Origin of the sequence: Meiothermus sp., from assembly GCF_025056915.1 — a bacterium.
In the GTDB taxonomy this organism is placed as follows: Bacteria; Deinococcota; Deinococci; order Deinococcales; family Thermaceae; genus Meiothermus.
The window spans coordinates 1-11574 of sequence record NZ_JANWVH010000086.1 but is presented as its reverse complement, the minus strand read 5'-3'; the positions used below and the strand labels follow the sequence as shown (position 1 = coordinate 11574).

The window sequence follows — 11574 nt, the reverse complement described above, 5'->3', positions numbered from 1 at the left end:
ACACAGCGAAGCCGCTCAGCTTCCGGGGTTTTGTCGTACCAGAGGTTGAAAGCTTCCAATAGGGTGGCGTTGTGGGCTGAGGCGGCCATTTTCTGGATGGATTGATGGCGCTGAACCTGGCCCTCCTCGAGCACCCGGGCGTAAAACCCTGGGCGCTCCGCCTGCCGGAACTTCTTGACGAAACCTGGGTCGCCCATGCGGGCGGCCAGCGTGGCGCAGGGAATGCGGGGGGCGGTTACCTCCAGCAAAACCGGGCCCAACCGAAAACGGTCGCCAATACGCAGCGGCCCTTCACCAAAGCTCGAGAAGGTCAGGTTCTCGCCAAAAGTGCCGGGTGCAAGTGCCTCGCCGAGCTGTTCCATCCACCAGTCGTAATCCTCTGCACTGTACACATACACGGCCTGGTCGGGGCCGCCGTGGTGCGCCTGGTCTTCTACGTGGTCGCCCGAGAGTCCCAGCGTCGAAACTTGGGCAGCCTCGACAGGATTCTTGAAAATACCGGTGGAGGTGGCCCCGGTGCCCATTTGCAGAGTCCGGGGCCGACCCAGGTTTATCGAAAGCAGGCGCATGATGGACACTATACAGGGAAGCCTGGGCGGGGATGCTCCAGGCGCAGCTCAGGCGTTTGCCGGTGGGCGGCGCAGCAGCAGAAGTGCCAACCCTCGCCAGGCCAGCAACAAAATCAGGGTGGCCCCCAGCGCGACCACCCAAAAGACCAGATAGCCTGCATCGAAGGGTTTTTGCAGCACCATGAAGCGGAGCCAGACCCCGGTGCTCACCGCAACAGCCCAGGTGTAGAGCAGGTTGCGCCAGCTAGGCCGGGTGTAGGTGCGCAGAAACGGCGCAACAAGCCACCAGACCAGCAGAATGGGCAGGGCGTTGCGGACAATGCCAGCGAGGCTCACGGGCTCGCCGTGGCTTTGCAGGCCGATCATGGCAAAAAGCACGATGCAAATGGCATCCCCCCAGGCCAGCATTCGGCCCGCGCGGCGGGTCTTGGGGGAGGGTGTCATGGAAAGTTACTCGGCGCCGGTGGCTTCAAAGAACACCTTTTCGGCCCGGTACGAGCTGCGCACCAGGGGGCCGCTAAAGACCTCCATGAAACCCTCCTCGTAGCCCCAGTCGCGGTAGCGGCTGAACTCCTCGGGGGTGACGTAGCGCTCGACCGGCAGGTGGTGTTGGGTGGGACGCAGGTACTGCCCAAAGGTCACGATATCCACGCCCACGGCCCGCAGGTCGCGCATGGCCTGGCGAATCTCGTCGTCGGTTTCGCCCAGACCCAGCATCAGGCTGGACTTGGTCAGCACCTCGGGGCGCACCTTTTTGGCGTGCTCCAGCACTCGCAGGGTCTGGTCGTAGCCTGCGCGGGGGTCGCGCACCTTGGGGGTCAGGCGGCGGACGGTCTCGAGGTTGTTGGCAAACACGTCCTGGCCGCCCGCCAGCACAGTTTCCACGTCGCGCAGATTGCCCTGAAAGTCCGGGGTGAGGGTCTCGACCTTGACCGAGGCATCGAGCCGCTTGATCTGCCGCACCACCTCGGCAAAGTGCGAGGCTCCGCCGTCGGGCAGGTCGTCGCGGTCTACCGAGGTCAGCACCACGTACCTCAGGCCCATCTCGGCTACCGCCTGGGCCACGTGCAAAGGCTCCAGGGGGTCCACCCAGCCCCGGGGGTTGCCGGTGTCCACCGCGCAGAACTTGCAGGCCCGGGTACACACGCTGCCCAGTACCATGATGGTCATGGTGCCGTGGCCCCAGCACTCCCCGATGTTGGGGCACATGGCCTCCTGGCAGACGGTGCTGAGGCGCAGGCGCTTGGTCAGCTCCTTCAGCCGCTGGTAGTTGGGGCCGGTGGGGACGGTGGCCCGGAGCCAGGCCGGCTTGTGGCGGTCCACGGGTTCCGGGCGCTGTTGGGCCACCCCATTGGGGATGACCTTGAGTTCAATCAGGCCGCCGTGCTGAAAGTCCTCGAGCTGGATGGTTTTAAGTTTGCTCATGCCAGTTCCTTTGCGGCATTTTGCCGGTCAAAAGCCGGGAAATGTTGCTCAAAAGCCTGAACGACCCGCTCCATCACCTCGCTCATGCTAACTTCTCGGCCCAGGATTTTCTGGAGCGAGGTGACCCCCTTGTCCCTCAGGCCGCAGGGCACAATCAGGTTGAAGTCGTCCAGATGGGTGTTCACATTCAGGGCCAGGCCATGCAGGGTCACGTCTTGCTTGACGGCCACCCCAAAGGCACAGAGCTTTTCTTCCTGGTCGGGCCAGCCCGCTACCGGCGCGGGCTTGCGAATCCAGACCCCAGCATAGCCTGGGGTGGCGTAGGTTTCGATGCCGTAGGTGGCCGCGACCTGCATGATGACCTGCTCGAGCTGCCGCAAGAATCCCCGCACTTGCCGTCCAACGGGGAAGATGGGGTAGCCTACGAGCTGCCCTGGGCCGTGGTAGGTCACATCGCCCCCCCGTTCGATGCGGAATAGTTCGATGCCCTGGGCCCGGTACTGGGCCTCGCTCAAAAGCAGGTTCTCGGGCTTGGCCGCCCGGCCCAGGGTGATGGTGCGGGGGTGCTCTAAAAGCAGCAGGGTGGGTTTTCGCCGCCCGGCCACCACCTCGGCATGGACTTCTTTCTGGTAGGCCCAGGCCTCCTGGTAGGGCACCAGGCCCAGCTTTTCCACCTCGAAGGCGGCGCTCATACCCCTAAAGCATACTCCTGGCCCGCCCCCCGCACAGGAACGAGGTTACAGAGGCTGGATGAGGCTGCATGGCCCAGGTCGCCTTGAGGCTTGCCCTGAAGCTTTGGAGAAAGGGTCGCTGGCAACCTGCTTCCCTCGAGAATCATCGCACCTGTAGGGCCTGGAAGGCTTCCACGTATTCGGATTGGTTCAGACCCCGGCCAATCACCACCAGGCGCGACCCTGCGCCGGCGGGCTCTTTGGTTTGCTCGAGGCTGAAGATTTCCCGCACCGACTGGAAAAGTACCTGGTGGTCGAAGCCCTTCACGCTGAGGAACCCCTTGGCGCGGAAAACCGCATCGGGGCGGGAGATGAGGTACTGGTCAATAAACTCGTTGACCTTGTGGCGCTCGAGCAGCCGCTCCGCGGTGAGGGTAAAGGTTTGCAGGTTGGGCGTGTGCAGGTGGGCGTGGTGGGGCGGTTTCCAGTCCGGGTCGAAGGCCCGCTGGTGCAGCACGGCCTGGGGGTTCACCCTGGCCCGGGCTGTGGGGTGAAGCTGGGCCAGGGGGTTGATTTTCCGAATGAGCTTTTCGGCCTCCGTTACCTGTTCGGGGGTGGCCAGGTCGGTCTTGTTGAGCACCACCGTGCTGGCATAGGCCAGCTGCACCGCGCCCTCGGGGCCGTCGCGCAGGGTTTGCTCGAGGTTGCGGGCATCGGCCACCCCAATGATGCTGTCTAGCTCGAATTTGGTGCGGGCGAAGGGGTCCATCACGGTCTGGGCCACCGGCACCGGGTCGGCCAGACCCGACAGCTCAATCAGGATGTAGTCGGGTTTTTCCTTCCTGGAAATGATCTTGAACAAGGCCGAGACCAGGTCTTCGCGGCCCACGCAGCACAAACAGCCATTGGAAAGCTCGGCGATGCCGTCGGTGTCCACATTTTCAATGAGCGAACCGTCAATGCCGGTCTCGCCAAACTCGTTGACGATGATGCCAAACTTGTGGTGGCCACTGCCGACCAGATGATTGACCAGGGTGGTTTTGCCCGCCCCCAAAAAACCGCCAATCACGCTGACCGGGATGCGCCTCTGGAACTGCGTCATGGCCCTTACGATACCTCGGGGCCTTCCTCTTCGAGCGATGGGCTTTACATTTTCCCCACTGGCCCCGATGATAACGTGGGCCTGGTCAGGAGGCGGGTGTGCAGAAAGGCTTGCACTCGGTGATTCGGTTTGAGTACGTTTTGCGCATCCAGGGCGAAACGGTGGAGCGCAGCCCGGAAGGCCACCCTCTGACCATCCTGAGCGGTTTTGCCCCGGGTCTGCCCTTGGGATTGGAGGCGGCCCTGGTGGGCAAGGAGCCTGGAACCTACCAACTGGAGTTGCCGCCCGAACAGGCCTATGGCCCCTACGACCCGGCCAAAAGGGTCGTGGTTCAACGTGCACAACTGCCCGACGAACCCCGGCTGGGCCAGGTGTACACTGCTGAAAACGCAGATGGCCAGACCCTGCTGTACCGGGTCGTGGCGCTGGAAGGCGATGCGGTGACGCTGGATGCCAACCACCGGTGGGCCGGCAAAACCCTCGAGTACCACCTGACCATCCATGCCGTTCGGCCCGCGGATGCAGAGGAAATAGCCCACGGCCATGTTCACGGCGAGGGTGGGGTGGTGCACGGCCCAGGGCAGTAGGGTGGATGGCCGGTCTGGGCAGCCCTGACGGGGAGTGCCGGGGGTTGGCTTTTGCAGAGGGACAGAAGTTTATTGCAGGAATAGGATGGAACTGTATGACACCGATTTTGGTTACAGGTGCCTTGGGGCAGGTGGGCGCAGAACTGGTTCCGGCCCTGCGCTCGCTCTACGGAGTAGGTCAGGTGCTGGCCACCGACCTGCGAAAGGGGACACCTGATCACCCATCGCTAGCGGGGCCGTTCGAACAACTGGACTGTACCGATGGGGTGGCTTTGCGGGGGTTGCTCGAGCGCTACCGCATCAAGGTCATCTACCACCTGGCCGCGGTTCTTTCGGCCAGGGCTGAAGCCGAGCCCCTGCTGGCCTGGCGGGTCAACATGGAGGGGCTTCACACCGTGCTGGAGGCGGCCCGGCAGGTGGGGGCGCAGGTTTTCGTGCCCAGCTCGATTGCGGCCTTTGGCCCCACGACCCCCCGCGACCCCACGCCCCAGGACACCATCCAGCGCCCCAACACCCTCTACGGCGTGACCAAGGTGGCCGGTGAGCTGTTGTGCGACTACTATGTCCAGCGTTTTGGCCTGGACGTGCGGGGTCTGCGCTACCCCGGTCTGGTTTCCTACACCGCCCCCCCAGGCGGCGGCACCACCGACTACGCGGTGGAAATTTTTCATCATGCCCTCCGGCAGGGCCAGTACACCAGTTTCCTGGGGCCCGATACCCGGCTGCCCCTGATGTACATGCCGGATGCCATCCGGGCAACCCTCGAGCTCATGCAAGCCGACCCCGCAAAGCTTCGCCACCACAACGCCTTCAACATCGCGGCCTTTAGCTGCACCCCCGCCGAACTGGCCGCCGAGATTCAAAAGCACCGCCCCGACTTCAAGATGTTCTACGCGGTGGACCCGGTTCGCCAGGCCATAGCGGAGTCCTGGCCCCATCGCCTGGACGACAGCGCAGCCAGGGAGGAGTGGGGCTGGCGGCCCCAGTTTGACCTGGCTGCCATGACCCAGGACATGCTCGAAAAACTTTCTTTGCGCACGATACAAAGGGGGGCCTAAAATGCCGCTCAACCGTTTGACCAGTGTTTTGCGCCAGAACCTCGAAGCCTTCGAGCAAGAGGGGCGCCGCAAGGGCCCTGAAGCGGTGGTGGTGGGGGTTTTGCCACCAGAAGGGGCTCGGGGGCCGCGCTATCTGCTGGAGGGGCATGGGGCCAAGCCTTTCCTTCGCATGAACTCCAATGGCTACCTGGGCCTCGCAAGCCACCCGGCCCTCAAAAAGGCTGAGGAAGAAGCCATCGAGCGCTTTGGGGTGGGGCCGGGGGCGGTTCGCTTCATCAGCGGCACCTATGGGACTCATGTGGAGCTCGAGCGTCGGCTGGCCGACTTTCACGCACGCGAGGCCGCCATGATTTTTTCCTCGGCCTACGCCACGGTGCTGAGCGTGGTGGTGCCTCTGACCACTGCCCAAACCGTGCTCATCAGCGATGAGCTCAACCACAACTGCATCATCAACGCGGTGCGTCTGGCCCGACCTCTGGAGAAAATGGTCTACAAGCACCTGGAGCTGGGGGAGCTGGAAAAAGCCCTGCAAAAAGCGGTTGCCCTGGGGGCTCGGCGGGTTCTGGTCCTGACCGATGGGGTTTTCAGTATGCGCGGTTCGCACGCACCGCTGGCAGAGATATCGGCGCTTATACACCAGTACGATGCTCACTTTGCCGAAAATGCCCTGCTGGTGGTGGACGACTCGCACGGGGTGGGTGCTTTTGGCCCTACAGGCCGGGGCACCGAGGAGTACACCGCGAGCCAAGCCGACATCTTAATCGGAACGCTGGGCAAGGCTTTTGGGGTCAACGGGGGGTATGTGGTCGGCCCCGGCGACCTGATTGCCTATTTGCGTGAAACCTCGCCGATGTATGTCTACTCCAACCCCATCACCCCTGGCGAGGCTGCTGCGGCTGGAGCCGCGCTGCAACTGTTGCAAAGCCCGGAAGGCCAGGCCCGGCTGCACCATTTGCAGGCCATGACCCAGCGTTTTCGACAGGGGCTTGTTTCCCTGGGCTACGAGTCTTTTCCAGGGGCGCACCCGGTGGTGCCGCTTTTGTTGCGCGACAGCGCTTTGACCCACCGCCTGGTGCGCTATTTGCGAGAGCATGGGGTTCTCGCCACGGCCATCCTGTACCCGGTCGTGCCCAGGGGCGAGGACTCCATCCGCTTCCAGGTCTCTGCCGAACACACCCAGGCCGATATAGACGAAGTGTTGGCCATTTTGCAGGCGTTCAGGCAGGATGGTTTGGGCACCCCATAGGGCTCAACCGGCCTCTGATGAAGCCCATCCCAGAGGTTGGAGGTCTAGCTCAGCTCTCGAGTAGTAGCTTCTTCGCTGGAGCACTTTGCAATCTGCAGGATTAGAGCGCTCTTCACATATTTATCACATATTTAGAGCCATTCGACTGTAAGAAAGCTTTGTCCTGGACAGAACAGTGGCCGCTATCCAGGTGGCCAGGTCTGTGCAGGGCGCCATAGGGAGCAGGGTTTTGGAGACCCCCAACCTGCCTCTGCCTTTTGAAGATTGCTGATAGGCCTGAAGGTGGTATCAATAAAGCCCTGTGAATGGCCTGGTACCATTTCGCTGCAGGGATGTTCGGGCCAGCAGGCTGTTTGAGCTGGGAACCCAGCCCGTGGTTCCGTCCTAGAGCTACCGGAGCAAACCCTCTGTAGCGTGGGGAAAGTCTCTAACCAGAAATGGCTGGGCGATACGGTGTTGCTGCCAGGGGCTTCCTATCATATTAAATCTATGGATCGGGTGGCGGTGTTTATTGATGGCAGCAACCTGTATAAAGGTCTGGTTTCGACGCTGGGAACCGACTATCGGCTTGATTTTGTGGGATTCGTCTCGGCGCTTGCGGCGGGGCGTCCGCTGTTGCGAGCCTACTACTACAACGCACCCTTGCCCAGCGAAGACCCTGCCGCCAAAGCCCACCAGAGTTTTTTGAACTACCTGAAGCGGGTGCCTTATGTGATGGTGCGACTCGGTCGCCTCGAGCGCCGGGGCGAGGGTTTTGTGGAAAAGGGCGTGGACATCCAGATTGCCATTGATATGCTCAAGCTGGCTTATGCCGATGCCTACGATGTGGCGGTGCTGGTCTCGGGCGATGGCGATTTTGCCGAGGTATTCAAGGTTATTCAGGATATGGGCAAGCAAGCCGAAAACACCACTTTCCAGGTGCTCTCGTCATACCGGTTGGCCCAGCAGGCCGACCGGTATTTTCCGCTGGACGAACTGCCCTGGGATCGGCTGCGGGCCAGAAGCTTTGAGGCCGAAGCAATGCCTTTTCAGGACTGAGGCAGTCTCCACACCGCCATCACACTGGGGTCAATGGGGGAGACCCGGTGGGGCTGCTCGAGGTAGGCTGCCTCGCCTTTGCGCAAATGCAGATAGCTCTGGTCGGGCAGGTCAACGACCACCTCCCCCTCGAGCAACACATACAAGCGGGCCTCCTCGACCTGCTCGGGCTGGGTGAGCAGGTAGGCGCGAAACCCCTCGAGGCCAGGGAAATGGGCCTCTCCCTGCTTTTTGGCCAGCCGCACCAGGTGGAGTTTCATGTGCGGGCCTCAGACGCCGACTGCCTCTTTGCGGGCTTTGCCATACTCCATGCGGAGCTTGAACATGGCCTGGCGGAAGAGCTTGAGCACCTCTGCTTCCGGCCTGCCCAGGTCTTTTGCAATCTGGGCCACGGCTTTTTGCTGGCCCTTGCTGCGACGGGCGATTTCGGCCTGCTCGGCGGTCAGGCCGACCTGGCCAATCAGGCGCTCGAGGTCGGCCCAGGTCGCGCTGGGCTTCGCCGGTTGGGTTTTGCCTCTGGCCCTGGCCTTGGCCCCCTGCCCCTCGCGGGCGGCTTTGCTTTTACCGTACTCCATGCGCAGCTTGAACATAGCCTGGCGGAAGAGCTTCAGGGCGGTTTCTTCCGGCAGCTTGAGTTCACGGGCGACCGCAGCCACATTCTTCTGCTGGCCCTGGGTGCGTCGGGCCACCTCGGCCTGCTCCGGCGAAAGCGGGAGCCTGGTCAGGAGGGGCTCGAGGTCGGCCCAGGTAGCCGACGGCTGGCTGGAGGTTGCGCTGCCCTTGCGTTTGGTTTTGCCCTTAGCCCGGCGCTCGCCAAGCGCTTGCAGGTCGGGGCCGCCGTAGCGCTCGCAAGAGGGGTTCGAGCAGGCCCGCTTGCCCGAGCGGCCCTTGGCCATCTCGTTCCAGCCGCAAAGGGGGCATTTCTCGGGCACCAGCGGGTCAAAAACCAGAAAGTCGCAGCTCTGGTTGTTGCAGCGGTAGTAGGGTTTACCCCGCTTGCTGGTTTTCTGCACCACCTCGCCCGAGTGACACTTGGGACAGGTAATTCCAGTAGATGGGGCTTCGTCGCGGGTGTATTTGCACTCCGGGTAGCGGTTGCAGCTAATAAAAGTTCCATACCGCCCGTGACGCCGTACCAGCTGCCCCTCTTGGCAGGATGGGCAGGCCTCGCCGATCGGCTCGGGCTCTTTCTTGATTTCCAGCCTTTCGGTGTATTTGCACCCGGGGTAAGCGGTGCAGCCCAAGAACTGGCCGAACCTCGAGACCCGCAGCTCCAGCGGTTGCCCGCATCTAGGGCATAGCTTCTGGGGCACTTTGTTGTAATCCTTCAGGAAAGGCTCGTAGAACTCCCGCACCACCTTGGGCCAGGCGGCTTTGCCTGCTTCTATGTCGTCGAGGCGGCTTTCAAGCTGGGCGGTGAAGTCGTAGGCCACCACATCGGGGAAAGCCTGCACCAGGTAACCTGTCACCTCGCGCCCCAGCGCGGTGGGTTTGAGGGATTTGCCAAAGCGCTCGAGGTAGCCCCGGCGCTCCAGGGTGTCAATGGTGGGGGCGTAGGTCGAGGGCCGCCCGATGCCCATCTCTTCCAGCACCTTGACCAGGCTGGCATCGGTGTAGCGGGGTGGAGGCTCGGTGAAGTGTTGCTCCGGCTCAATACTCAGCAGACTGGCGGAAGCGTTGTCACGCAGTGGCGGGAGCTGGTTCTCGGTATCGTCTTCCTCCCGGCCGTAAACCCGCAGATAGCCATCAAATTTGAGCACCGAACCCACCGCCCGAAAGACCAGGTCACCCCCGCTCACCGTCACGGTGGTCTGGTCGAAGACCGCGGGGGTCATCTGGGAGGCCACAAAGCGCTGCCAGATGAGCTGGTAGAGCTTGAATTCGTCGTCCTCGAGGTGCTTACGGATGGAGTCCGGGGTGCGCTTGGCCGAGGTCGGACGGATGGCCTCGTGGGCATCCTGGGCGTTGGCCGCCTTTTTACCGGTGTAGAAGTTGGGTTTTTCGGGCAGGTAGCTGGGCCCAAACTGCTGGGGGATGAATTCCCGCACCTCGGTCAGCGCCTCCTGAGAAACCCTTGTCGAGTCGGTGCGCATATAGGTAATCAGGCCCACGGTGCCTTCGGGCAGATCCACCCCTTCGTAAAGCCTCTGGGCCACCCGCATGGTGCGGCTGGCGGTCCAGCCCAGGCGGCTGCTGGCGGCTTGCTGGAGGGTGGAGGTGGTAAAGGGTGCCGCCGCGTTGCGTCGCCGCTCGCGCCGCTCGACGCTGCTGATGCGGTAGTCCTGGATGGCCTGGGCCTGCCTTGCGATGGCCTGAGCCTGGGCCTCGTGGGTAATCAGGAATTTTTCGCCGGCCTGAACACGCTCCCCTTTCACGCTGTAGAGCATCGCCTTGAACTGCTGATTTTCTGAGCGGAACTGCCCTTCCAGGGTCCAGTATTCCTGGGGCACAAAGGCTTCTATAGCCTGCTCACGCTCCACCAGCAGCCGCAGCGCCACCGACTGCACCCGGCCCGCCGAGAGCGCCCTTCGCCGGAATTCCATGCTCAACACCGGCGAGAGCTTGTAGCCGACCAGCCGATCCAAAACCCGCCGGGCCTGCTGGGCATCAACCAGGCTCTGGTCAATGGGTCGGGGCTGCTGCACCGCTGCCCGCACCACCTTGGGGGTGATTTCGTGAAACTCAACCCGCAGGGGGTTTTGCGGGTCGAGCCCCAGCAGCCTGGCCACGTGCCAGCCGATGGCTTCGCCTTCGCGGTCGGGGTCGGTGGCGATCAGCACCCGCTTGCCGCGGGCGGCCCTCTTAAGCTCTTCCACCACCGGCTGCTTGTCTTTCTTCACTTCGTACTGAGGGGCGAAGTCTGCCTCAACGTTTACACCCAGGTCGCGCTCGGGAAGGTCGGCCACATGGCCCTTGCTGGCCCGCACCTCATACCCGGCTCCCAGCATTTTCTGAATGCTTTTGGCCTTGGCAGGCGATTCCACCACAATCAAGGTTGAATCCGGCATACGGCTAAGTATATGGACGAGGGTCTGGCAGTTTGTCAAGGGCAGGAATCACCGATGGTAATCGAAGGATGGATATAAAACCTGTTGCAATCGGTTATTTGTGTGGGTTTTTGATTCACTTGCAGGATAGGCTATATCTGGAGAAGATTCAAACAATGAGACGTTTTAGGCTTGGTTCAGAATGAGTTTAGAACCTGACTCAACACGAGGTAAAGGTTGCTGGCAGAGGGTTTGGGATATCGTTGCCGGGGTGAAGTTCATAGGCTTCAACCATTTCCATTCGAGCTACTCATGTTTGCTCCGTAGCTGACGGAGCGCAGCACGCAGGTCGGTAGAACGTCCACTGAGGCTCTACTTTTTATATAACGCCCGTGTTTACGCTCTCTTGGGTGCCGCTTCTCGTACCATAAGGCATGTCCATTCAACTGCGCATTCAAAGCTTGCTGCTCCAAATCGAGACGGAAAGTTTTCGCTTGTGCAGGGTCGAGTCTCACCCTGCTTTCAAGTCCTGGGTCAGTCGGGAACCCAGACTGGGCGAGGGGCTGGCAAGTGTGCGCAAGTTTTGGAAGATCTTTTGTGATGACGTCATCCACGACGATCCTTTGGTGCCACAGTACATTGATCAGGTTGAGAAAACCACCCACGAGATCTCGCGCAGCCTTGATCAGATCTACCAGGCCCTCGGTTTTGAACTGCCCTCGAGCGCCCGCAACCCCAACTGAGCCGCCCCACACCGGATTCAAAAAGTTTGAGTGCTCTTTATTAGGAACCATTCGAACTAAAGCTTTGTCCCGAACAGAACAGTGGCCGCCTGGAAACTCGAACACATGCGTCTCGGCCCAGACGCAACGCAGACAAGCGTGCCTCACC

General features: G+C 61.8%; 12 protein-coding genes. 5 read left to right on the top strand and 7 right to left on the bottom strand.

The features are described 5' to 3' along the window. From NZN28_RS12280 to NZN28_RS12260, 5 genes are all read right to left on the bottom strand, one after another. A partial coding sequence (locus tag NZN28_RS12280) for an MOSC domain-containing protein (protein ID WP_295398604.1) occupies positions 1 to 569 on the bottom strand: 569 nt, incomplete at its 3' end. Positions 570 to 617: 48 nt separating this feature from the next. After that, positions 618 to 1013 carry a DUF3054 domain-containing protein gene (locus NZN28_RS12275; protein WP_295398602.1) on the bottom strand — a complete coding sequence of 132 codons (396 nt, stop codon included), beginning with the start codon at positions 1011 to 1013 and terminating at the stop codon, positions 618 to 620. Between the two features lie 6 nt (positions 1014 to 1019). Continuing rightward, positions 1020 to 1994 carry a lipoyl synthase gene (lipA, locus tag NZN28_RS12270; RefSeq protein ID WP_295398600.1) on the bottom strand — a complete coding sequence of 325 codons (975 nt, stop codon included), beginning with the start codon at positions 1992 to 1994 and terminating at the stop codon, positions 1020 to 1022. Continuing rightward, complete coding sequence (gene lipB, locus NZN28_RS12265) at positions 1991 to 2686, bottom strand: lipoyl(octanoyl) transferase LipB (protein ID WP_295398598.1); 696 nt, start codon at positions 2684 to 2686, stop codon at positions 1991 to 1993. Before lipB ends, lipA begins: the two co-directional genes overlap by 4 nt. Before the next feature lie 142 nt (positions 2687 to 2828). Next, entirely contained in the window at positions 2829 to 3767 is a 939-nt protein-coding gene (locus tag NZN28_RS12260) for a GTP-binding protein (RefSeq protein WP_295398596.1), read from the bottom strand. Positions 3768 to 3865: 98 nt separating this feature from the next. Between NZN28_RS12260 and NZN28_RS12255 the strand changes: the two genes are divergently transcribed. From NZN28_RS12255 to NZN28_RS12240, 4 genes are all read left to right on the top strand, one after another. Beyond that, the gene (locus tag NZN28_RS12255; RefSeq protein WP_295398594.1) at positions 3866 to 4354 is read left to right on the top strand and encodes a peptidylprolyl isomerase; all 489 of its coding nucleotides are present in this window, start codon (positions 3866 to 3868) and stop codon (positions 4352 to 4354) included. Between the two features lie 95 nt (positions 4355 to 4449). Beyond that, complete coding sequence (locus NZN28_RS12250) at positions 4450 to 5412, top strand: L-threonine 3-dehydrogenase (protein ID WP_295398593.1); 963 nt, start codon at positions 4450 to 4452, stop codon at positions 5410 to 5412. Position 5413: 1 nt separating this feature from the next. Next, complete coding sequence (locus NZN28_RS12245) at positions 5414 to 6658, top strand: aminotransferase class I/II-fold pyridoxal phosphate-dependent enzyme (RefSeq protein ID WP_295398591.1); 1245 nt, start codon at positions 5414 to 5416, stop codon at positions 6656 to 6658. Positions 6659 to 7147: 489 nt separating this feature from the next. Further along, positions 7148 to 7696 (top strand): NYN domain-containing protein, encoded by a 549-nt coding sequence (locus NZN28_RS12240; protein ID WP_295398589.1) that lies wholly within the window; start codon positions 7148 to 7150, stop codon positions 7694 to 7696. Here the strand turns inward: NZN28_RS12240 and NZN28_RS12235 are convergent. Beyond that, complete coding sequence (locus NZN28_RS12235; protein WP_295398587.1) at positions 7687 to 7956, bottom strand: hypothetical protein; 270 nt, start codon at positions 7954 to 7956, stop codon at positions 7687 to 7689. The two genes, NZN28_RS12240 and NZN28_RS12235, sit on opposite strands and share 10 nt — an antisense overlap. A gap of 9 nt (positions 7957 to 7965) precedes the next feature. Then, on the bottom strand, positions 7966 to 10704 hold the full coding sequence (topA, locus tag NZN28_RS12230; protein WP_295398585.1) for a type I DNA topoisomerase: 2739 nt from the start codon (positions 10702 to 10704) through the stop codon (positions 7966 to 7968). A 413-nt stretch (positions 10705 to 11117) separates the two neighbouring features. Between topA and NZN28_RS12225 the strand changes: the two genes are divergently transcribed. Continuing rightward, the gene (locus tag NZN28_RS12225) at positions 11118 to 11426 is read left to right on the top strand and encodes a hypothetical protein (protein ID WP_295398583.1); all 309 of its coding nucleotides are present in this window, start codon (positions 11118 to 11120) and stop codon (positions 11424 to 11426) included. Positions 11427 to 11574 lie beyond the last annotated feature (148 nt).

Coding starts and splice junctions, on each gene's coding strand:
- NZN28_RS12275 (WP_295398602.1), bottom strand. CDS start 1,013: ATGACACCCTCCCCCAAGACCCGCCGCGCGGGCCGAATGCTGGCCTGG.
- lipA (WP_295398600.1), bottom strand. CDS start 1,994: ATGAGCAAACTTAAAACCATCCAGCTCGAGGACTTTCAGCACGGCGGC.
- lipB (WP_295398598.1), bottom strand. CDS start 2,686: ATGAGCGCCGCCTTCGAGGTGGAAAAGCTGGGCCTGGTGCCCTACCAG.
- NZN28_RS12260 (WP_295398596.1), bottom strand. CDS start 3,767: ATGACGCAGTTCCAGAGGCGCATCCCGGTCAGCGTGATTGGCGGTTTT.
- NZN28_RS12250 (WP_295398593.1), top strand. CDS start 4,450: ATGACACCGATTTTGGTTACAGGTGCCTTGGGGCAGGTGGGCGCAGAA.
- NZN28_RS12245 (WP_295398591.1), top strand. CDS start 5,414: ATGCCGCTCAACCGTTTGACCAGTGTTTTGCGCCAGAACCTCGAAGCC.
- NZN28_RS12240 (WP_295398589.1), top strand. CDS start 7,148: ATGGATCGGGTGGCGGTGTTTATTGATGGCAGCAACCTGTATAAAGGT.
- NZN28_RS12235 (WP_295398587.1), bottom strand. CDS start 7,956: ATGAAACTCCACCTGGTGCGGCTGGCCAAAAAGCAGGGAGAGGCCCAT.
- topA (WP_295398585.1), bottom strand. CDS start 10,704: ATGCCGGATTCAACCTTGATTGTGGTGGAATCGCCTGCCAAGGCCAAA.
- NZN28_RS12225 (WP_295398583.1), top strand. CDS start 11,118: ATGTCCATTCAACTGCGCATTCAAAGCTTGCTGCTCCAAATCGAGACG.